Source organism: Legionella nigrisilvae (genome assembly GCF_977063395.2).
In genome coordinates this window covers 597,413-620,105 of record NZ_CDRUGZ020000027.1, presented here as the reverse complement: position 1 = coordinate 620,105, position 22,693 = coordinate 597,413, and the positions used below count along the sequence as shown (strand labels likewise).

Below are 22,693 nucleotides of genomic sequence, written 5' to 3'. Positions count from 1 at the left end.
AAAATGACTTTTGAGTTTCTATGGACTGATAAATGTTTTCTCACCTTATTGGCCTTAAGCGTAGTGGTCATTTTGTTAAGCTTGCGTAAGCAACATATTAGACGTTCTTTTTCCCTCATTTTGCATAAGCCCATTGCAGTGAGTGCGGGCATCATTTTATTATTTTTTATTATTATTGGGGTTTTGGATTCCATTCATATTGCCTCGGTACAAAAGGACTCAGAAACTGCGACAACTTTGTTGGATAGGATTCTTGCTCCTATAGATCAGATTTCCGAAAAAACTTATTCTGCACCTTTAGCTTTAACGCAATTCATCAGTGAAACCACCTTAATAAATGGTGTTGTTAAGCAAACTTATCCAACATTAATTTATCCTCGACAGTGGGTTAAAACCGAATCAGAGAAAAATGAGGTTATAAAACGTTCAATTAGAAGTGCATTGAAAAGCAGTATATTAATAGCATTTTTTACTGGAGTAGTTCTGATTTTGTTTCGTTTTAGCCGGGGAATAAAACCTCTTTTTGTTTTAAGTGCTCCCAGCTTAAGTACCCTAATTACTTTTGGTGTCCTGACGTTTTTTGTTGCGCTTGGATATGAGCTTTCAAGAGTATTTCATGTATTAGGCACGGGACAAATTGGCCAAGATATTTTTTATTTTACAATTAAGAGCATCCGCACCGGTTTGGTCATCGGTCTTTTAACCACTTTATTTATGTTGCCCTTGGCCTTATTTTTGGGGGTTATTGCTGGGTATTTTGGTGGTTTTGCAGATGATCTGATTCAATATGCTTATACTACTCTAAGTTCGATTCCGGGTGTTTTATTGATCACCGCCTCAGTTTTATCTTTGCAAGTGTATATAGCCAATCACCCAGAGCAGTTTAGTACCTTGGCGCAGAGCGCAGATGCCCGTTTGTTAGCACTCTGTTTCATTCTAGGCGTGACGAGTTGGACGAGCTTATGTCGGCTTTTGCGAGCAGAGACTTTGAAATTGCGTGAAGTGGATTATGTTCAAGCAGCACGTGCCTTAGGATCTAATTGGTTTACCATTATTCGCAAACATTTACTGCCAAATGTAATGCATATTGTAGTAATTACCTTGGTTTTGGATTTTAGTTTTCTAGTCATGGCTGAGGCATTACTTTCTTATGTGGGGGTAGGGGTTTCACCCATGACAATTAGTTGGGGTAATATGATCAATAGTGCACGCTTTGAGCTCGCACGTAATCCAGTAATCTGGTGGCCTATGATGGCTGCCTTTCTCTTTATGTTTATGTTAGTTTTAGCAATTAACTTATTTGCCGATGCGGTCCGCGATGCTTTTGATCCACATCAATCCCATATTTGAATAAAAATAGTTTTAAAACGTATTTATGGTTTTGTTATCGTGCTGGTGCAGGTAGGCAAAACGATTGATTTAGGTTAAAGTTCCTCAATTAAGCTTAATGAGTTAATTTCCTTATGCAACAACGTTTTGTACATTTACGTGTTCACACTGAGTTTTCTTTAGTTGATGGTTTGGTTCGAGTAAAACCTTTAATGAAAGCTCTACCATCTCGAGGAATGTGTGCCGTTGCGGTAACTGATTATTGCAATTTGTTTGCTGCAGTGAAGCACTATAAGAGTGCGGTTGATGCGGGAATCAAACCTATCATTGGAAGTGATTTACCTTGCCATGACCCTGAGCAGCCAGAACGCGTTTCGTCTATAGTTCTTTTGTGCCTAAACTTAGAAGGGTATAAAAATCTAACATGTCTTATTTCTAAAGCGTACCAAGAAGGTCAATACCAAGGACAACCCAGAGTACACAATGAATGGATCAAGGAATATTCCGAGGGACTCATTGCTTTATCCGGTGGACGATTTGGGGATATTGGACAGGCTCTGCTAGCCAATGATGATGCTTTGGCAAAAAGCCGGGCATTATATTGGCAAACCCTTTTCCCTGACCGATTTTATCTGGAAATTCAACGTACGGGGCGGCCTGATGAATCCCGGTATAATGAAAAATTAATTGCCTTAGCTGACGAGCTGAGATTACCGTTAGTTGCAACTAATGATGTTCGTTTTCTTGATCAGGAGGATTTTGAAGCTCATGAAGCTCGTGTTTGCATTCATGAGGGTTATTCATTAGCAGACCCTAGAAGAACGCAAAAATATAGTGCGCAACAGTACTTACGCTCAGCCGATGAAATGATTGCTTTATTTTCTGATTTGCCCTCTGCAATTCAAAACACTGTTGAAATCACTAAGCGCTGCACGGTAAAACTAGACTTAGGTAATAATTATCTCCCCAATTTCCCTATCCCAGATGGCTCTACGGTTGAGGAGTATTTATCGCATTTATCACAAGTGGGATTAGAAGAGCGCTTACTGCAAATATTTAAAAACAAACCTGAAGTCTTACAGACCTCTCGAGGAGAATACGATAAACGACTCCAGATAGAGTTGAACGTTATTAATAACATGGGTTTTGCTGGTTACTTCCTAATTGTGGCTGATTTTATTCAATGGGCCAAAGCAAATGGTGTGCCTGTGGGGCCTGGACGGGGATCTGGAGCCGGATCATTGGTGGCTTATGCATTAAAAATCACCGATTTGGATCCTTTAGAGTATGAATTACTTTTCGAGCGTTTTTTGAATCCAGAGCGGGTATCCATGCCTGACTTTGATATCGATTTTTGTATGGAAGGACGCGATCGTGTCATTGATTACGTAGCGGAAAAATACGGCAGACAAAGTGTTTCACAAATTATCACCTTTGGTACCATGGCTGCAAAGGCAGTGGTCCGTGATGTAGGTCGTGTATTAGGGCATCCTTATGGTTTTGTAGATAAATTAGCAAAATTAATTCCTTTTGAAATTGGTATTACATTAAGCAAGGCATTGGAGCAAGAGGAAGAGCTCAAACGCCGTTATACCGAGGAAGAAGAAGTCAAAGAGTTAATTGATTTAGCCTTAAAACTTGAAGGAATTACCCGTAATGCGGGAAAACATGCTGGGGGTGTTGTTATTGCGCCATCTAAGCTTACAGATTTTACTGCAATTTATTGTGAAGAAGGTTCAAATCAAATTGTTAGCCAATTTGATAAAGATGATGTTGAGGCAGCAGGTTTGGTCAAATTTGACTTTTTAGGATTACGCACTCTAACAATTATCGATTGGGCATTAGCCACAGTAAACAAAAAACAAGTTGCGGAGGGCTTACCTCCGGTTGATATCAGTCAAATACCCACAGATGATGCAGCGACTTTTGATTTATTAAAGGCATGTAAAACCACAGCGGTGTTTCAGCTGGAATCCCGTGGTATGAAAGAACTAATTAATCGCTTACAGCCAGATTGTTTTGAAGACATTATCGCGTTGGTGGCTTTATTCAGACCAGGACCTTTACAATCTGGAATGGTCGATGATTTTATTGATCGCAAGCATGGACGTGCGGCCGTTGACTATCCTCATCCTGATTTAGAACCGATTTTAAAACCCACTTATGGCGTTATCTTATACCAAGAACAAGTGATGCAAATTGCTCAGGTATTGGCAAATTATACTCTTGGGGCTGCTGATTTATTACGTCGTGCCATGGGAAAGAAAAAGCCAGAAGAAATGGCAAAACAACGAGAAATTTTTACTCAAGGAGCCACTGCCAGAGGTGTGGATGAAAAGGTAGCAACCCATATTTTTGATTTAATGGAAAAATTTGCTGGTTATGGTTTTAATAAATCACATTCAGCAGCGTATGCTTTGGTCGCGTATCAAACTGCTTGGCTGAAGGCGCATTATCCGGCGGCATTTATGGCAGCAGTTATGTCTTCAGATATGGATAATACGGATAAAGTAGTCACTTTTATTGATGAATGTGCTCATATGAAGTTAAAGGTTTTGCCCCCTTCAATCAATCACTCAATGTATCATTTTACAACTGCCGATGACGCCACCATTATTTATGGTCTTGGGGCCATAAAAGGAGTGGGTGAATCAGCGATTGATTGTATTACCCAAGAACGAGAGACTGGGGGAATATATACTGACTTATTTAGTTTTTGCCAACGCCTTGATCTGCGTAAAGTAAATCGACGTGTATTGGAAGCAACTATTAAAAGTGGTGCTTTTGATGATTGGAATGTGGAACGCGCTATATTGACTGCTTCTTTGGAAAAAGCGTTAAAAGTAGCGGAAAAAGAGCATCAAAATCAATCCAGTGGTCAATTTGATTTGCTTTCCTTATTGGAAGAGGAGAGCAAGGAGCATGAGTACGTGCAGTGCAAACCCTGGTCTGAGGCTCAACGTCTTGAAGGGGAGAGGGAAGTTTTAGGGTTTTATTTAACCGGACATCCTGCCGATCAATATCGACGAGAATTTGGTGAATTTATCGTTTCTATCAGTCAATTAAATCCCTCGATGCATAAAAAAGCCATCATATGTGCACAAATAATAGGAATTCGCAAAATTGTGACTAAGCGTGGGAAGAAGTTGGTCATTTTGGGGATGGATGATTCTACGGCGCGACTTGATGTCGTTGTGTTTGGAGAGCTTTTTGAGTCTTCTGTGGCGAATTTGGCAACTGGAGATATGTTAGTTATCGAAGGAGAAGTTGCGCATGATGATTATAATGGCGGCGTGAAAATGACTGCAAATTCTCTCTACGATGTTCCTACTGCTCGTACTAAATTTGCTCGATGTTTGGAGTTGCGTTTGCATGCTGGGAATCAAGGAATATTAGCTTCCATTCAGGCCTTGTTAAAAGCTCATGTGGGTCGTTGTTCAGTGCAGTTTTCCTACTGTAATGACTATGCAAAAGCGCAGTTGAGTCTTGCACCACAATGGCAAGTAATTCCGAGTGATGAGTTACTTGGGCTTTTGACCAACCTTTTGGGGGATGAGCACGTGGTGATGAAATATTAGGAGTTAGGAGTTTGGGTGCAGCAGACGGAACCCAGATTGTTATCGAAAAAGCCAGGTTCCGGTTCGCTGCAGCCAGGTTACACTTATTAGTCTGCTAACAATTTATCCATTTTGGCTGCACAAATAAAATCATTATGACTCAAACCATTAAGGGCATGAGTCATAAAGCTTACGTGACAATAGTTATAACCTACCTCTAAATCTGGATGATGGTTTTCAATATTTGCTATCCATGCGAGTGCATTGACAAAGGCCATTGTTTCATAAAAATTATTAAAAGATAAACTTCGTTTAATAATTCGGTTATCTGCACTAACCTCCCAATTTTTATTTAATTGTGGCATCAAATTCTTAATTTGTTCTGCATTTAATGCAGCCCCTATGCCTTCACATGATTCGCAATGTTTGCTGCTTAAGTCACTGGTCATTTTATTTTCCTTACTTGCAGGTTTTTGGCAAATTCTATTACCCTGAATAACCATAATAGTTATTGAGAGTATCCAGAAATCGATTGTTCTGATCCTTAGTTCCTATGGTTACTCGTAGGTAATTATTCATCTTATACGGATGCAGAGGTCGCACGATGATACCTCTATCGAGCAGATAGTTGTAGAGCCGAATCCCATCTTCCTTAGAGTCAAAAGTAATGAAGTTGCATGCAGAGGGTAGGTAGGGAATATCTAATTGTTCTAATCCCTCCCTCATCTGTTCCATCCCTTCTGCATTGGTTCGCAAACTTAATTGGATAAATGAATCATCATCCAGTGCTGCATAAGCGGTGGTTAGAGCGACCTGATTGACAGTAAAAGGAAGCTGTATACGGCGCATGAGCTCAATGATTGAGGGATGAGCCATGGCATAACCTAATCGTACGCCCGCTAATCCATATATTTTTGAAAAGGTGCGTGTGATGATTAAATTGGGATGATGAGCGAGCCACTCAATACTGTTCTCATTTAATTGGGAAGCAGCATACTCATAATATGCTTCATCAATGACCAATAAGGTACTTTCAGGAATATTTTCTAACAGACGTTTTATTTCCTTTTGATTAATAAGGACCCCCGTAGGATTATTCGGATTCGCTAGAAAAATAATACTTGTTTTTTCGTTGCAGGCTTGAATTAATTTATCTATGTTGACTTGCCAATTTGAATCTATCCCAACAGTATGAACGGGGATATTTAAGGTATGGGCTTGAATTGCATAGGTGCTAAATGCGTATTCGTGGGTGATGATATGTTTGTCATGATGTAATGCAAAACAGTTAAGTAGAATGGTATATATATAATCTGAACCGTTACTTACAAAAAGCTGATCGGTATCAATTTCTAGTTTATGGGCGAGTTTAGGAATTATAGGGTGATTGATTGGTGAGGGATAAGTTGCAAGAACGTGGGGAGACATTTCTCTCAATGCGGCCAAAGCTAACGGACTGCAGCCTAGAGGATTTTCGTTGCTGGCCATTTTAATAATATCATGGTCATTAATCCCTTTTTCACGCGCTAATTCTTCTATAGATTTGCCCGGTTTATAGGGGATTAAAGATCGTATGCCTGGATGAGGTAATTGCTGAAAGTTAACCGTCATAATTTTCCCTAATATAAATTTTTCCCATATTATCCAAGCTTTAGCATTCTGTCACGAGCCTATGAGATTAAAAATCATTTAATTTTCACCGGATGTTGGACATCCGGTATAAATTATTTTTTAGAAAAATTCATTTGAGCAGCCAAGTCATCAAAGGCACGATTTGGAATTAAATCAGCTTCGGTTAAATATGCCCGATCAATTGGACATGTGTGGTGTTGGCGTACCCAAAAACGAATACTATCAACCCCGCCTCCTTTATAGTCGTTAAATGTATGTCCATGGGGATCAATAACTGTAGGAGTTCCATTTATTCCGAGAGGATCAAGAGTAATAGGGTCCTGAAGTAGAACCATATTTGATTTAGAATTTTTTTCTTTTTTACCGGAGGATGCTTGTCCTTTTAATGGGCCAAAAATAAGTTGTGCCCATGAGGTGCGATTATAATGCTCCACTTGAGCAAGAAATTCATCTGAATGCACTGCGTTATCTGGGACACAACAGTCGGATTGGTTACCCCGAGCACCAACCGGAACCTCACCAGATTTTCCATAAACCAGAGCCACCCCATTAAGTACGGCATTTCTGCAAAGTTCAATCAAATCGGTACATTTGTTTAAAAAATAGGCAGGTATATAAAGTAACACCCCAAGACCCAATCCTGCCAGTCCCCCCAGTTCAGAACCGATGTAAGCAATAGGAGCAGATAAGGGTAAGAAAGGTATAAAAAATTCAAGAACTTTTGCTGCGATATAAGGAAGGGCAGTCAATAGAATGCCTACTGTAGCAACTCCAAGATTCCAGGCTTTTTGACCGTAACTGTTGGGTGCTTCATACACATTAAGGTTTTCGAAAAAAGTTGTCCTGCCAATAAAAACTGCAAACTCATCCAGTGAATCATAGAGCTTCTTCTTTAGAAAAAGAAATCCTTGGAACAGTAAGTCAGGGAAAAATAAAGCGGTACCTATAATGGCTCCGACAGGGGTGCCAATTATAAAACCTAATAGTTCTCCTATCCAACCAAAAACGCCACGCATGACGCCGTGGTGGCGGGTGCCATCTGCATATTCTATATGTGCGCTATTTGAGGCCCAGTAGGAGGTGTAATCTGGAATCCAGAATATAGCAAACATAAAGTCTAGAATTATCCCGGGAATACTAGTAAGTTCTCTTAAAACCCGGCGAGCCAATACATGTCCTACGGTTGCACCTTTAGCGAAATAAGCATACATCATTTATCCCCTTCAATTACCTAGTTATTTGGTGGGTATTTCTTATGGGTTATGTCCGGTGCCATTTTAAACACATTAATGGTTAATAACAATCTAATAGATTACAAATAAATCATTTGGTTTAAATTGAAACTCTTACTGCCTGCCGCAGTTTTATAGCGCTTGAATTTTTATTTCCAGGGCGCTAATCTGTGCAGGCAAACCAACCACAGGGATATGGAATTTGAATCGACAAAAGGGATTTTCCCTTACTGAAGTATTGATATCTTTAATACTGGTAACTACTTTGACTCTCGTGTTATTACAACAACAACGGCAGAGCAAACAATTATTAAATCAATTAGTTTTTCGAACACAAGGATCTCAATTTCTTGATCAAATTGAGGAAACCTTAGCGGCTAAGACATCCAAACTTCCTCCAATTCCTTCTTCGTATCATTTGGAAATACAACAACAACAAAACCACCAAATACTGATTCACCTTGCATGGTTTGAACAATTAGGCACTATAACCCGTAAACGTAGTCCCATAGGAAGAACTTAATAGATGAAAAAACAAACGGGGCTTAGTTTGACTGAAGTATTAATTAGTCTTTTTCTGGCAAGTTTGATTATGACAGTACTAATCCAGCTTTTTCTAGAGAGTAAGCATCAATATCTTGAGACGGAACAAGTTTTAGCAATACGTTTTGATTTGCAATGGGTGAGTGATTTGCTAAGTGATAGCATTAGACGCGCCGGTTTTACTCCATGTTTGGGTATAGAGCGCCTGCAAACTATTGACCGTCGAACGCATCAAAACAAAATTAAAGCTCTGCATGTGGGTAACCATCCGGAGCAATTGATTCAAGTCAATCGTATGAGTGAATATTTTGCAAAAATAATCAAAATTGAGAGTCGAACAAAAATATGGGTCAAGAATTCAGTGGTATTTCATAAAAAGCGTCCCCTAATTATTGCAGATTGTGAACACGCTGAGATACACGAACTACTCGATATCGAATCTCAAAGTGAGCATTCACTTATTGTTCTCAAAAAACCGCTATTTTTTACCTATAATACTTCAACTTATGTTGGTGAGTATCTTGAAGAGAAATGGTTCATTAAGAACAATACACATCATAAGGATACCTTACATTATAAGTTAATCCATACAGAGGAAATAACTCCTTTAATTCATTACATCCATACTCGAAAGCGAACCATAAAGGAGAAGCAGTTTCTCGAAATTACTATGGGTTTAGAGGAGAACAAAACACTGGAGCTTAGGGTCTTGGTGCGTGGATGAGTGGAACAAATAAAGGGTTTATTTTATTAATAACGCTACTTATTATTGGCGTGATCAGTATCCTGGCATTGACCTCGATGCAGCATATTTTGCTCTATTATAAGGCAATCAATAAACAAGAAATGTTACATCAGAGTTTTTATCAATTAGAGGATGTAACCTTGCAACTGTTGCATCAACCCCAAGCATTCAATCAGGATTGTTTGGTCCGCTCGGACTCTGCAAACCAAGCGATACATCATCTGCTCCATCAAAAAGGATGCTCTTTAATGAGTGGTTTAACCCAATACAAGTATTACATTGAAGATTTGGGGGAGTTCCCCTGTTTGGTAGCCCGGGATAAGGGGCGGAAGTTTGCAACACATCATCAACGCGTCACAGTAGTACCTATCGAGGATGGGAACCCGGTTTCTCTATTACAAATAAGGGTTATCAGTGCAGGAAGAGTTGTTCCTTGTCTTGCAAAGGAGCGGTCGATTTCTCTTGGAGTGAGCAGTTGGAGGTATTTACCTTCTATATAACTAAACCAGACTTTTGGGTTCTTTTGATTGATTTATATGTTTTTATCCTTTGATTTTACCAATTTATTAAATTTTTTTTATATTGAGCATTGATGCAATTTTTTTATTTGAGTGTTTCAAAAAAATTCTTTAATATCAATTTGTTATTAAATGAATTGTGTACGTACCAATAGGTTTTAATAAGAACTTAATGTTTAAATTTTGTTATATTTCGTTGCAAAATATTCCATAACGTGTAAAAATTGTTCGCCTATGAAAACGAAAATACGCTTTATTACACTTTTTTTAGCCTTGATTGCCGTAAGTAGTTTGGCATGGTGGTTTTGGCCCGCAAAACAGCCCTTAAAGATGTTCAAACAGGCTGATTTTGAACGTTTACCTGGTTGGAAATCAGCGGATTTGAAAAAATCTCTACTGACTTTCCAAACTTCCTGTCGTGCTTTTATCAAACAAAATCCCGAGGAAATGGTCGGGACGGATGATATAGATTTAAAAGTAAAAGATTGGCAACCGGCGTGTAATGCTGCTTTAAAAATTTCTCCTACATCAGAACAAGAAACCAAGCAATTTTTTGAAAAATGGTTTACGCCTGTGGAATTCACTGATATTGGCAAACCTGGATTATTCACCGGTTATTATGTCCCTATAATTAAAGGAAGCTATAAGAAATCCAAAGAATTTCATGTTCCTCTCTACGAAACTCCGGAGGATCTTGTGACCTCTGATTTGGGTCTATTTTTTAACGATTTAAAAAGTCGCCGTATTGTAGGTCGGTTAGAGGGTAAAAAACTGGTCCCTTATTATACTCGTGAAGAAATTAATAATGGAGCACTTAAAGGTAAAGCACGCGTTTTAGTATGGATTAATAGTCCAATAGATCGTTTGTTTTTAGAAATTCAAGGCTCAGGGGTAATTGAACTTGAGGATGGGAGCCATCTTTCTATAGGTTATGACTCTCAAAATGGCAAACCTTATACTGCAATTGCGGGAGTATTGATCAAAAAAGGAGTGATGACCAAAGATAACGCGTCAATGCAGGCGATAAAGCGTTATTTGGAAGCTCATCCTAAGCAGATGGATAAAGTAATTAATCAAAATAAATCATTTGTTTTTTTCCATAAAATGTCTGATGGCGTCGCTTTAGGCTCACAAGGTGTGGCATTAACCCCTGGATATTCGCTTGCTATTGATAAGCAATGGGTACCTATGGGAGCACCTCTTTGGTTAACTACTACACGTCCTGATAGCAACAATCCCAATGAAAATAAGCCTATGCAACGTTTGATGATCGCTCAAGATACAGGCGGAGCAATACGCGGCAAAGTACGCGGAGATGTTTTTTGGGGTGGCGGCGAAAAAGCAACTTTAATTGCGGGCCATATGAAAAACCATGGTCACTACTGGATTCTCCTTCCCAAGCAAGCAATATCTCGCCTAGAAAAAAATAAGTTAATCTCTGGATAATTTCCTTTACCCCCTGTCCAACCCAGGAGAGGGGGGTACTCTTTCGGTGCGATTTCTTTTTCCTAGGGAAAAAGGTGCGAAAGGGCGGGTAGGGGAGCCCGAAAAACCACTCCTATATCGATGTCTTAATTGATGCAGTTTTTCCCAGAGCCTCTTTTACAGGTGGTATCACGCTATTTAATGCTTCCGTATTGCCATTGACAGACGCCCCGTCATTTCTTAACGCATCAGCTAAACTTATAAATTTGTACCCATTATTTCTATATAATTCAATAATATCTTCTAAACATAAACTATTAATAAGATTAGCGTGGATTAATAAGATTTGTTTAACGGGTTGACCATCAACTTTTTTCGCTCTTCGCTCTGCGAGTAATGTCTGTTTCCAAATGTACGCCAAGTAGCGTTTTTTAAATGCTGGAAGAATTTGAGCTCTTTTTCTATAGGGGATTTTGTAGAAACGAGCATTAAACTCATAATCTTTACTGTCGATTGTTACTGGAGCGATCGTATATTGATGAGCAGCGAGGTAATCATATACTTTTTGTTTTTTCTGCCCTGTTCCTTCTGCTAAGTAAGGGTAGCGAAAATATTTTGGTTCGGTCAATACTGGCGCTAAAACCGTATCTGCGTGATCAATATCAGCAATGTATTTATCTGCACTCATATTATTCAAGCTTTTATGAGTATAAGTATGATTTCCTATGGCAAAACCTTGATTACGGAATGTTTCAAGAAGCTCCCATTCAGGTTTCGGAATAGATCCTCCAATAGCAAATCCAGTAGCGGGGACTTGATTGTCAACAAGAGCTTTTACTATGGCCATAAATCGGGCTTGAGTTCTTTTCAAGCTTCCTGGTGTAGCGGCACCAGAACCAACAAAAGGAAGATCATCAATTGTAATTGCAATTTCTTTTTCTTCTGCAAAACATGGAGAATTCAGGGCGCTAATCAAAAGGGTTACAGCGGTCCAGCGAAGTAACATGATATCCCCTAATTTTATTTTTATTATTTTAAAATAACTATAGTAGACAATTTTTAAAAAAGTATAATTTTTTGATAATTTCTTGTTTATCAAGAGAATTATTAGTGGTAAAATGAAAGGTTGGATGGAAAATTAGATTTTTGCATCCGATCCTTCCTTTTTGTTGAGCTTTTGTTATATACCCGTCCCCGGAAATAGTTGTTTGTTTTAAACCCACTAAAAACGAGAGGCTTCTTTAAGTAAGCTATACTTATACCATTCACTTGAACTATTCGATGTTGCACATGATCTAAGTATTAAGGTAGGAAGATGAAAAAAAGACCTATTCTGATCCAAAATACAGTGTTATTGAATACGAAAAACTTCCTTTCAGAAAAAATGGATCTTTTAATCGTTAATGACAGGATAGAAGATATTGCTCCACATCTTGATCATACGGATGCTGAAATTATAGATGCTCAAGATATGGTGGCTATGCCAGGTTTAATCAATACCCATATTCATGTATGGCAGTCGGGATTGCATGGTATTGCGGGAAACTGGAGCTTAACTAATTATTTTGAAAAAATGCTTGATGATCTAGGGCGTGAATTTTCTCCGGAAGATATGTATCTAGCCAATCTGTATGGGGCATTAGAACAAATGGATGCTGGAGTAACGTGCGTACTCGATTGGTGTAATAACATTAATAGCCTTGAGCATGCCCAGCATGCTCTACGAGGGCTGGAAGATTCCGGTATCCGTGCTGTTTTTGCTTATGGTACCCCTGGGATTGATTCATCAAAGTGGTGGTTTGAGAGTTCCGAAAAACATCCGCATGATGCAGTTAAGTTTTTTAAGAAACAGGTGCTCCAAACCAATAGTAGAATACAAATGGCCTTAGCTTTGCGAGGTCCTGATTTCACCCAAAAAGAGGTATTGCTTCACGATATTAAATTAGCTCGGGAATTAAATGTATTAGCTACGATGCACGTAGGGGTAAGTGCGGCAAAATTCGGGGTAAAAAAAATATACGAAATCGGAATGCTTAGTGACAAAATAAATTTTGTGCATGGAAATAATTTAGTACAAGAAGAATATCAATTAATTGCAGATCATGGTGCATCACTGAGCATCACTCCCGAGGTTGAAATGCAAATGGGACATGGTTTTCCAGCAACTGGAAAACTATTAGATGTTGGTGGCAAGCCTGTTTTAGGTACCGATATCCCCTCTAATATGAGTGGTGACTTGTTTACTCAGCTGCGTTTTGCTTTGCAGACACAGCGTGCACTGGATAATCAAAAGGAACTTGATGCTGGTGGGTCAGTCAAAAACATCCATTTAACATGCGATGACGCTTTAGATTGGATCACAATCAATGGAGCCAAAGCGCTTCATTTAGATCGATCTATCGGTACATTAGCTCCAGGTATGAAAGCTGATCTAATACTTATTAATCTCAAAGAGATAAACATTTGGCCAGTACATCGTCTTTATGAATCCATTGTATTTTATGCAAATAGAAATAATGTAGATACGGTTATTATTGACGGAAGGTGTGTAAAACGTCGGGGAAAATTGGTGTATTCGGATCTCAATAAATTAAAGGAGCAATTATTTGAATCAGGTGCACGTATAGTCAAAAATGCTAAGCTACTGTAGTTTATTCTATGAGGTAAAGCCATGATAAATAGCCCTCTTCAAATTTCTGCTTTTAAAGACATCCTATCGTTTATTTTAGAAACTCAAAAAAATGATCTCATCCATATAAAATATGTAAAGGATGCAAACGAGGCGCATCGTGATTTAAAGGATAAAAGGGCAGATATTGTTTTTATGTCTTATGATGATACTTTGTCGATGGTTTTTGAAGAGGAGTATGCTGATATAGCTGCAATAATGCCTGTGCATGGGGGGATTTTAGATTTATGTGGCAGTATCGATTTAAAAAAAAACACTATTAGAACAGGGATAGATACATCTACAGGATATGCGCGACTTTTAAGATTATACCTTAAGCAACATTATCCTGAGGAGTATGGTAGATTTAATTGGGTTTTTGCCGGTGCTACAAATCTTCGTTATGAACAAATAAAACGTCATGTACTCGATATAACATTACTTAATCCCCCATTTTCATATGATCCATGCATACCAAGAATTGAACCCATGGTGCAATTTACTGGTGTATATCAGGGGGTTGTTGCCAATATTAATCCCGTAAACTATTTCGATTCCAACAAGCGGATAACACTTAAAAAATTTATTCATTGGTATTATCAAAAAATTCATACAATGAAAAACAATCGAGAAAAAACTATCTCCGAGCTGGCGAGTTTCTATCAAATATCATTGAAAACGGCGGAATTAATCTATGAGCGCTTATGGACTGAAGATGGGTTAAATGAACACAGTAAATTTGATGAAGCGGCACTCCGAAATACAGAAAAGATTTTTTCGCAGGATACAGGAATTAAAGTTTCTGCTAGAAGAACTTGGATTATTAATGAAGGTTCTAGTTTCTGGTCAAAATAAAGGGACAACTTTAATGGCAAGGATATATTAATTTAATTGGAGCTTGCTATCTTCTAAATCGGAATCCTCTTCCTCGTCATAACTCCAATTTTCCCAAGGATCACCTATAGAAAATGCTGCTGCTAATTTGTTATATTGTTCTCGTACTAAGGAATGCACCTGATCAAAATATTTACTATTGAATGATGTATCACTTTCAGCCTCAGTCCATTTCAATGAGCGTACATCATTACGGAATTGTTCAAGTGAATTGTGTAGGTTTACTACAAGTAGATAATCCTCAAGATCAAATTCAAAACTATTCGATAAAATATGTTGTATCATAAATTTTGTTTTCAATTGCAAGATATTTATCTTTAATTGATAAATATCTTTGAGTAAACCTTGATTATCTTTTATAAAAGCACAAGTAAAGTTAGTGAGAAGAGTATTAATTTTATTTTGTAGTTCTTCTTTTTCTTTTACTAAAACTCCATTGATTTTCTTGTCCTTGAGGATCTCATTATATGCTGATTCGATATGTGACATATCCTTCTTAAATTCTTTATTAAGCGATTCGTAAACATTTATCATCTTCACTTGCGACGAATTGATAAAAAAGCGTTTAGAAGAAGCCATGTAATCACCAAAAAATAAGAATATAAAGGAACATATTATATAATAAAATATATTAAGTGAGCATTAAATGAACTTCTTGTAGTTATGTGTTTGACTGCATAAAACAATATTAATGACCTGGACAGTTTCTATGAATTCACCGTTTTTAATGCCTCTCCTGCATCTCGGTACCCCGCATCTATTCTTCTTTTGAGGGTGTTAAAAGAAAAATCAAAAGGGGCGTTTACATTTTCGGGATCTTTGTTTTCGATATAAAGGATATTTTGGATGTATTTGTAGTCGATTAGACGTTGATACCCTGGCAATTTCTTGATAGGGCTATCTATAGGTACAATTTGTTCAATTTCATTGATTACTTCAATGTATTCATTAATCTTTTCAGTTAATTCTTTATTAAAACGGATCTTATTGGAAAATTGAATTTCAAAAATCCGGTCAAAAACATCAACTAAATTAGTTGGTATTTTACCTTGGCTTGGGAACAGATTAATTACAATAATTTGCTTTTCCACATCCGGATCAGGAGTTAGATTCTCTAAGACAGGGGAGAGTGGAGTGTTTTCAAATAAACCACCATCCCAATAACAGGTATTTTTTATCGTCGTCATGGGAAAGCCAGGAGGTAAACTTCCGCTTGCTATAACATGCAGCGGTGTAATTTCTGTTCGATCCCTTCCCTGATTCGTAAACGTTTTGACTTTCCCTGTTGTAATATCTGTGGCAGTAAGAATTAGACGCATCGACGTATTATTTACTTTTTTAAAATCAATATACTTTTCTAATAGTTTTTGCAAAGGTTTGGTGGAATAAAAACTTGTCCAATCTGCTAAATTCCAATAATCAGTACGAGGGTAGAAAAAGGACGGATTTCCAAATAAGGCCAAATAAGAGGCTAGTTTTTCATTTAAAAAAGGAGAAGAAAAAAGAGTAAATTCTTCCCACATTGCTTCAAGAGTCGCAATGGGCTCATCTTTGGCTCCAACTAAGGCTACTGCATTAATCGCCCCTATCGACACTCCTGAAACAATATCTAGTGAGAATAAAGGCTCTTCATATAGGCGTTTTAAGGCGCCGAACTCATAAGCACCTAATGCACCGCCTCCTTGCAGTACCATCCCTGTTTGTTTCATGATGTCCATTCTTTATTATTTGAATCTAAGCGTTAAGTATAGATTATTTTCTTCAACTTGATAGGGATAAAAGTTCATCATGAAAATTACTTGGCTAATTAGAGATCTACATGCGGGATCTTTCGATTGCTCATATCTCCAATAACTATCACTGCTGGTTTCGCATCAGTCTGCGTATTAGTGCCATCCATACCTAGAAAATCATCATAGGAAAAAGCATAGGAGTTTAAATAGCTGTTTTGCGGATGATCAATATTTTTATCAAAACTTAATGCATGCATGGCCTCAGAATATACATTCACACAGGGGGCATCTTTAGTCGCGCCACATTGATTAGCGACGTAATCTACTGAATTATCAACATTGTTAAAATAATATTTGAGGAGTTGTTGCATTTGTTGTTTGTTTTTGAAAATTGGATTACCTGCTGAATCAAAGAAATCCTTACCTACGAAAGCAGATTCCTTTCGCATTAACATGCCAGAAACAATAGCAGAAGTGAGATCGCGTGCAATGGTTGAATCTATAGCATTTCTATTATAAAAAGGGGCTTGAGCTCCCATTAAGATTGAATTACTGGTTTGCGGCGAGCCTAGGTTATATGACAACGATTCAGAGCTTGAGCCTCCAACCGGGGAAAAAACTAATGTTTGACTATTTGGTTCAAAAGCTCCTGACCAAATCCCTTTATTTAATTCTTTTAAATCAATTTTAATGGAGCGATTAATAGCGGAAGAATAGTACCTACTCAGCTCATGGATGTAATTAGTAAAATATCCATTAAATCGAGTACCAAATCTTCCAGGAGCATCAACTCGCATTAATATATTCTCTGAATTATACACTACTAGACTGGACCATTCCGAACGCTTCCATCGAATTGAACATTCAGGAGAGTTTATTGGTTCACCTGCACTACGGCAAACGATGGTTTTCATATTTTTAATGACGCCTTCTATACCACCCGCATGTCCATACTCATGACCTGCTTGTTGAATCGTATAAGGGATAGCAATAAAATCAACTCCCGTGGGGTTAATCACTGTTTCTCCGCTGGTGCTGTAATTAAACTCGACCTTATCAAAAAGGGTTCCATTGGTAGTCGTTTGAGGGTTATTTACATCGGGCTGCTTTGGAGTCAAGGTATTATGATCGGTAGGCATGTCCAATGGATTTCCAAAAGAAATATAAATTCTGCCAGAAGTAAGATATGGAATGCAGGCTTGCGCTATTCCTCCCGAATTAGGAATCAATTCTGATAATGGAATCCCATAGTTTTTTCCATTCATAGTTACATCGTTAATATCAACAAGTGTACCTACTTGATTTCCATTATTAAATTGAACATAAGCATGTTTTTTTGTGGTTGGATCAATACCTAGAACTACGATATACGTATTTTTATTTTCAATACGTGTATTGTTAGTCTTTGATAAATCAAAGCGGACGGACAGGCCGCCTCCTTTACATGAGTTCTGTGAAAAGGCACATTCACTTAGAGTCAATAAACATACCACACCGAATATTGAAAGGCCCAATCTGTTCATTTTGAATATTTTCATTGGATCACCTTATTTAAGTAAAAAAATTAATCGAAATGTGGATTAATCCTCAGTTATTTATTTTTACCCATTTCATTTGATGCAATTATACCCAATATATCAGATTAATGATCATGTAAATACATAACAATGAGTTCTTTATCCGAAAATTCCTTTGAGATAAGTAAGTGACATAAATTCAATAGGACTTCTAAGTTTTGTTTGACAGTATCGATACTTCGTGAAAGATTTGGAGGAATGTGCGTTCTTCTTTCGTGAAGTAGCGTGGCTAGCCTATTATTAATGATTCATCTATATTTATAGGTGGGAGTCGAAAAAATGAAATTAAGTAAAAAATTGAGTTTTATGTTGGCTTATTTGTTGGTGATATTGCCTTTTATTGGTTTTTATTATGGTGGTTTTTATACGTTCCTCCCATTTTTTATATTATTTACCCTGGTCCCATGTATGGATATTTGGTTGCTAGACCCCAGCAATCCTAACCCTACTGAAGAACATTTATTGCTCAAAGCCAAATATTTTAAGCTCCTTACTTGGATATATGTGCCTTTGCAATGTTGTTTTATAATTTTGGCGGCGTATCTCATTGCACATGTTCCTTTAACAGCAAAAGAATTTATTGGGTTTAGTTTATCTATCGGGCTTTTAACCGGTGGAATTGGAATTACCCTTGCGCATGAGCTCATGCATAAAAATTCCCAAGTAGATCAACTTTTAAGTAAAATTTTATTAGTTAGCGTATGCTATGGTCATTTTTTTATTGAACATGTACGCGGTCATCATGTCCATGTGGCTACACCCAAAGATCCGGCGACATCTCGTTTAGGAGAAAGTTTATATCAATTTTTACCTAGAACAATTATTGGTTCTTTTCGTTCTGCATCAAATTTAGAGCGTAAGCGTTTAAAGCGTTTAGGATATCCCTGGTACCATGTCAAAAATCAATTTTGGTGGATTATCGGCATCCCCATCATTCTGGCATTGCTTCTTCTTTATTATGGCGGATGGATGGTTCTTCTCTTCTTTATGATTCAGTCGTTAACCGCCATTATTTTGCTGGAAATTATTAATTATGTGGAGCATTATGGTTTGGAGCGCAAGAAATTTGCCGATGGATCCTATGAAAAAGTTTCAATTCAACACTCATGGAATGCGAGTCATTGGCTTAGTAATATGCTTCTTTTTCATCTACAAAGACATTCTGATCATCATGTTCATGGAGCACGTCCTTATCAATTATTAAGACACCTTGACGCAAGTCCCCAGCTCCCTTCAGGTTATTTGGGAATGATTATTCTGGCTCTTTTTCCCCCATTATGGCGGAAGGTAATGGATAAGAGAGTGCTTGCTCATCGCGCAAACAATGAGCAAGAATAGTGCCTGACTTTTGTTCAACTAAAATGGGATAAGAAATTTTTAAGATGTGCTAAAAAATAACTATCGCTACAATTTAATAATACTATTTAGATTGTAGCGTGGAGAAGTGCTTAGAGTTAAACTATTTTTTATCACGCTTTAATTCAAATCAAGCCCCTGGTGATGTAAGTCAATCCTATTTAGGAATAGCGGTGATTTCGTCCTTGAGATTAATTTCTCCGTTAGCGGTGGAAGTCACTTGAGAACCGTATATCAAACTCATAGGATTCCAAAAGAATGAAAGTGTTTTTGAAAAAATGCTGGTGGTCTCGGTGGTTACTTTTTCAGATTCTTTATTTTTATCTTTCCTACGATCGATTATGCCAAAATGCTTAATGGCATGTTGTTCTGTCAATTTGATGAAATCGGTTTCTGCAAGCGGAGGAAGCGCCTGGGGTCTGTCTTTATAAAATCGTTCTGCAGCCGTTGCAATTAAGCCATTAGCTTGTCTCAGTAAGTTCAATTCATCGAGTTCAATTTTTTCCTTAGGAACTATATAACGCATAGCAGCCAAGTCAAAAAGTAGAGTTTGAATTTGGTGATAAAGTCTTGCAAAATCTTCAAGAGTATTTGCAAATTGTTCTTCATAGCTTTTGGTAAGTTCCTCGATCTCGTATTTTTCTAAACCCTTTCCAGTCAATTTTTTATGGATATGAGCTATTTTAATTGCTGTGGGATGGTTAGGTAATATTTTATATTCTTCAGAATTTATGATTTCATCCAGAATAACTGAGGGGGTACTCTCGTTGTGATTTGCTTGCATTAACAATGCACTAAAATAATGACTTAAACGATGATCTATAGATTCTTGTAAGCAATTAAAATCTTTTTCTAATCCCTGAGCTTGAAGCATTAAAGTATGGTTTATGCGGGTGAAACTTAAGTTAAGAAGTTCTTCCACAAACTGTTTAATGGTTACATTATCGGATACTGATAGTTCTTGAAATTTACTGATGATATCAATAATGGCTTGGTGAAGTATTTCTTTTTCTTGTTGTTTTTCATGGGATGTCCAATCATCAGTTAAATATTGCTGGCTCACCTGTTGGATGACTATGCCAAAAGTTTCCAACACGGTCTTCCGAGTTATTTCGGAGTCTAGGATAGATGGTTCTTTATCAGCGATTTTTTTTATGTGTTCTTCTAGGACCGCTCTTGCGGTAGCAAGCATCTCAGCAAGATTTTTCCTTTTAGTATCTAGGCCAAAAATTTTAAAGAAATGTGCTTGCATTAATAAGGCATGTTCTTCATTAACATAACCAGAATAGGTCGAAAAAATGTCATTGAAGAAGCCATAGAGATGTCCTTTAAGCAAAGTTCTGCGTTGCTTAGTAAGTCCCATATAGGAATAGTGGGTTGAATTATAGGCATCATATCCAATTTGATTTTTCGCAATCGCACCATAAAGTTTTCGTAAAATATCAGGAAAATCGAGTTCGACCACATTAATTGATTTAGATTCTTTAGAGTTTGTGGAATATTTTCTACCTAAAGCGGTATATTGGTGAAAAATCTGGCTAGCATCATTAAAGGCTACATCATGCTTACTTAAGAAATTAAGTATTTTGTATATCATTAATTTTTGGACATGAGTAGTTTTATAATCATCAGGGGAAACAATGATTCCTTGTTGAGAACCATCATTTCCATTTGAACCCGTGCCATGATGTCCAGGCATGGAATAGCGAACAAAATTTTGTTTTTCTTGGGAAACCACTTCAGGAAAAATCGGAGTAAACCCCCAATCAGAACGTTCATTTGCATAATAAATTAATTCAATATTTTTTATGATTTCGGGTAGGGTAAAAAAACGTTCGTCATACCAAGTAATCGGAAAGCAATCTCCTGGTACCGGATCGATTCCAAAAAAATTTATTGAAGCATTAGGTATAGAGGATTTTAGTTGACTAAACCATTGTACTTGCTCCTCTTTAGGTATCAGATTAATTTGTGATTTTAGGGACTCTATAATATCGGGTGTATTATTTGTAGGCGTACCTTTTTGTCTTTTGACTTGTTGATCAGACAACTGCTTCAATACTTCTTCAAAAGTAGAGCAAGACGCAATAATCGATTGTACTGCCTCTAATTCATGGGCTATCAAAATCGATTCCACAGCACCTCTACTATGCGCAATTATGTTGATTGTAGTTTGTCCGCGAGCTATTGCTTTTAGAATTGCTGCAAGCCCCAAGCCAATTTTTTCTCCGACATTCGCACCATCGGTTTTCGGACCATTAATTACAGTAAGTTCATCCGCTTGAAAGGGGTACGGATCTTTGGCGTCTACTTTTGTTATTTTCGCTGGTATTTTTGTTTTGATTAACGAAGAGACCACACTCAATGTCTCTCCTTTAGGGTAATCTTTTACTTTAGCTCCCTTAGTATAAGGGGTAGGTTTAGGTATTTGTTTTAATTCAGGGGTAAAGTCAGTGAGTGTTCCTAACATTGTAAGTGTGAATGGTTGTTTCTCAATTTTACTATCCATAGTATCTGCCCCATATTGTGACATAATGACTCATTATAGAATCTAAACTATAAAAAAATAAACAAGTTACGTTCATTTTTTGCATGGGCCTCATTTAAATTTAAAAGAATAGTTTTTGCCTCTGCAAAGAAATAGCATCTATTAGGTTAGTACTCTGTAGAGGGAGAGTAGCGAGGAATCTAGGTATCGGCATAAAATTTATATAAAGCAATTAAATGGATGGATTATTAACACTCACCCTTATAAAATTTTATAAGGGTGAGTAGTATTGATAGAATGTTAGAAGTTAAAATAGCTTCTATCATAGCAATATAAAATATGTTTTTGTTTTCCTAATATGACTGTAGTTTTCTTTGGTGTTGAGAGTACTTTCGCTTTTGTAATTTTTTTAAGAGTACAAACACGTTCAGTGGAATCAATTTTTAAAAAGTAGAAGCCACCAACAGGAGTTACAGCTTCTGGTAGAAAGTACGCACCGTTACGCATCTCTACAGCTGTAAAAGTAGGCGCGGTTGTAACATCTTGAATGCTCACTTTATTATTCACTTCGGTAACATTTGCATCCACGTCTACATCGGTAGCAGTCATGTTGCTTGTTGATTGGTTCACATTTGTAGTGCTACTGGTTCCTTAATTATCATTTGAAGGAGTGACCGATGTATTTGTACTAGATGGAGTAGTAGTTGTATCTGCTCCAGGTGAAGTACTCGTAGAAGTATCCGTAGATGGGGTAGTTGTAGAAGTATCCGTAGATGGGGTAGATGTAGAGGGATCCGTCGATGGGGTAGATGTAGAGGGATCCGTCGATGGGGTAGTGGATGTCGTAGTAGTGTCAGGTGGTGTACTCGTACTTGGGCTTGCTCCATTAGACTGATTCATATTATCGTTGTCGGCCGCAAAAACAATCGTACTACTTAAAAGAAGTAGTGTGCCTAAAATAGGTCCTTTTTTACTCATTTCATTCTCCTTAAAGTT

Annotated in this window: 19 protein-coding genes; 9 read left to right on the top strand and 10 right to left on the bottom strand. The window is 37.5% G+C overall.

Annotation, left to right across the window (positions count from 1 at the left end):
* Positions 1–3: 3 nt before the first annotated feature.
* Together ACWTE2_RS20025 and dnaE are read left to right on the top strand one after the other, a co-directional pair.
* The gene (locus ACWTE2_RS20025; RefSeq protein ID WP_454784059.1) at positions 4–1,350 is read left to right on the top strand and encodes an ABC transporter permease; all 1,347 of its coding nucleotides are present in this window, start codon (positions 4–6) and stop codon (positions 1,348–1,350) included.
* 113 nt (positions 1,351–1,463) lie between these two features.
* On the top strand, positions 1,464–4,907 hold the full coding sequence (dnaE, locus tag ACWTE2_RS20020; protein ID WP_454784058.1) for a DNA polymerase III subunit alpha: 3,444 nt from the start codon (positions 1,464–1,466) through the stop codon (positions 4,905–4,907).
* A gap of 86 nt (positions 4,908–4,993) precedes the next feature.
* Here the strand turns inward: dnaE and ACWTE2_RS20015 are convergent, their stop codons facing one another.
* From ACWTE2_RS20015 to ACWTE2_RS20005, 3 genes are all read right to left on the bottom strand, one after another.
* Positions 4,994–5,335 carry a 4a-hydroxytetrahydrobiopterin dehydratase gene (locus ACWTE2_RS20015; protein WP_182390998.1) on the bottom strand — a complete coding sequence of 114 codons (342 nt, stop codon included), beginning with the start codon at positions 5,333–5,335 and terminating at the stop codon, positions 4,994–4,996.
* A 37-nt stretch (positions 5,336–5,372) separates the two neighbouring features.
* On the bottom strand, positions 5,373–6,497 hold the full coding sequence (hisC, locus tag ACWTE2_RS20010) for a histidinol-phosphate transaminase (protein ID WP_454784057.1): 1,125 nt from the start codon (positions 6,495–6,497) through the stop codon (positions 5,373–5,375).
* A 113-nt stretch (positions 6,498–6,610) separates the two neighbouring features.
* Positions 6,611–7,732 (bottom strand): RING finger protein, encoded by a 1,122-nt coding sequence (locus ACWTE2_RS20005; protein ID WP_454784056.1) that lies wholly within the window; start codon positions 7,730–7,732, stop codon positions 6,611–6,613.
* A gap of 220 nt (positions 7,733–7,952) precedes the next feature.
* On the opposite strand from ACWTE2_RS20005, the gene ACWTE2_RS20000 reads away from it, so the two are divergent.
* The 4 genes from ACWTE2_RS20000 to mltA all read left to right on the top strand — a co-directional run bounded on the left by ACWTE2_RS20000 (position 7,953) and on the right by mltA (position 11,002).
* Positions 7,953–8,273, top strand: coding sequence for a prepilin-type N-terminal cleavage/methylation domain-containing protein (locus tag ACWTE2_RS20000; protein WP_454784055.1), 321 nt, complete (start codon positions 7,953–7,955; stop codon positions 8,271–8,273).
* Positions 8,274–8,276: 3 nt separating this feature from the next.
* Entirely contained in the window at positions 8,277–9,017 is a 741-nt protein-coding gene (locus ACWTE2_RS19995; RefSeq protein ID WP_454784054.1) for a PilW family protein, read from the top strand.
* Positions 9,014–9,538 (top strand): type II secretion system protein, encoded by a 525-nt coding sequence (locus ACWTE2_RS19990; RefSeq protein WP_454784053.1) that lies wholly within the window; start codon positions 9,014–9,016, stop codon positions 9,536–9,538. The genes ACWTE2_RS19995 and ACWTE2_RS19990 overlap by 4 nt, the downstream gene beginning before the upstream one ends.
* A 252-nt stretch (positions 9,539–9,790) precedes the next feature.
* On the top strand, positions 9,791–11,002 hold the full coding sequence (gene mltA, locus ACWTE2_RS19985; protein WP_454784052.1) for a murein transglycosylase A: 1,212 nt from the start codon (positions 9,791–9,793) through the stop codon (positions 11,000–11,002).
* A 112-nt stretch (positions 11,003–11,114) separates the two neighbouring features.
* Here the strand turns inward: mltA and ACWTE2_RS19980 are convergent, their stop codons facing one another.
* Positions 11,115–11,987, bottom strand: a complete 873-nt coding sequence (locus ACWTE2_RS19980) for a polysaccharide deacetylase family protein (RefSeq protein ID WP_454784051.1) — start codon at positions 11,985–11,987, stop codon at positions 11,115–11,117.
* Positions 11,988–12,296: 309 nt separating this feature from the next.
* On the opposite strand from ACWTE2_RS19980, the gene ACWTE2_RS19975 reads away from it, so the two are divergent.
* Both ACWTE2_RS19975 and ACWTE2_RS19970 read left to right on the top strand, forming a co-directional pair.
* Positions 12,297–13,631, top strand: a complete 1,335-nt coding sequence (locus tag ACWTE2_RS19975) for an amidohydrolase family protein (RefSeq protein WP_454784050.1) — start codon at positions 12,297–12,299, stop codon at positions 13,629–13,631.
* 21 nt (positions 13,632–13,652) lie between these two features.
* A complete protein-coding gene (locus tag ACWTE2_RS19970; protein WP_454784049.1) occupies positions 13,653–14,504 on the top strand; it encodes a hypothetical protein in 852 nt (283 codons plus the stop codon).
* Positions 14,505–14,531: 27 nt separating this feature from the next.
* Here the strand turns inward: ACWTE2_RS19970 and ACWTE2_RS19965 are convergent, their stop codons facing one another.
* The 3 genes from ACWTE2_RS19965 to ACWTE2_RS19955 form a co-directional block, all read right to left on the bottom strand.
* Positions 14,532–15,122: a hypothetical protein gene (locus ACWTE2_RS19965; protein ID WP_454784048.1), complete on the bottom strand. Its 591-nt coding sequence runs from the start codon at positions 15,120–15,122 to the stop codon at positions 14,532–14,534.
* A gap of 128 nt (positions 15,123–15,250) precedes the next feature.
* On the bottom strand, positions 15,251–16,252 hold the full coding sequence (locus ACWTE2_RS19960; RefSeq protein ID WP_454784047.1) for a patatin-like phospholipase family protein: 1,002 nt from the start codon (positions 16,250–16,252) through the stop codon (positions 15,251–15,253).
* Between the two features lie 98 nt (positions 16,253–16,350).
* Positions 16,351–17,814 (bottom strand): beta-1,3-glucanase family protein, encoded by a 1,464-nt coding sequence (locus ACWTE2_RS19955; protein WP_454784046.1) that lies wholly within the window; start codon positions 17,812–17,814, stop codon positions 16,351–16,353.
* Positions 17,815–18,132: 318 nt separating this feature from the next.
* On the opposite strand from ACWTE2_RS19955, the gene ACWTE2_RS19950 reads away from it, so the two are divergent.
* Entirely contained in the window at positions 18,133–19,191 is a 1,059-nt protein-coding gene (locus tag ACWTE2_RS19950; RefSeq protein ID WP_454784045.1) for an alkane 1-monooxygenase, read from the top strand.
* A 175-nt stretch (positions 19,192–19,366) separates the two neighbouring features.
* Here the strand turns inward: ACWTE2_RS19950 and ACWTE2_RS19945 are convergent, their stop codons facing one another.
* The 3 genes from ACWTE2_RS19945 to ACWTE2_RS19935 all read right to left on the bottom strand — a co-directional run bounded on the left by ACWTE2_RS19945 (position 19,367) and on the right by ACWTE2_RS19935 (position 22,675).
* On the bottom strand, positions 19,367–21,742 hold the full coding sequence (locus tag ACWTE2_RS19945) for a hypothetical protein (RefSeq protein WP_454784044.1): 2,376 nt from the start codon (positions 21,740–21,742) through the stop codon (positions 19,367–19,369).
* A gap of 255 nt (positions 21,743–21,997) precedes the next feature.
* The gene (locus ACWTE2_RS19940) at positions 21,998–22,306 is read right to left on the bottom strand and encodes a hypothetical protein (protein ID WP_454784043.1); all 309 of its coding nucleotides are present in this window, start codon (positions 22,304–22,306) and stop codon (positions 21,998–22,000) included.
* 42 nt (positions 22,307–22,348) lie between these two features.
* Positions 22,349–22,675: a hypothetical protein gene (locus tag ACWTE2_RS19935; RefSeq protein WP_454784042.1), complete on the bottom strand. Its 327-nt coding sequence runs from the start codon at positions 22,673–22,675 to the stop codon at positions 22,349–22,351.
* Positions 22,676–22,693 lie beyond the last annotated feature (18 nt).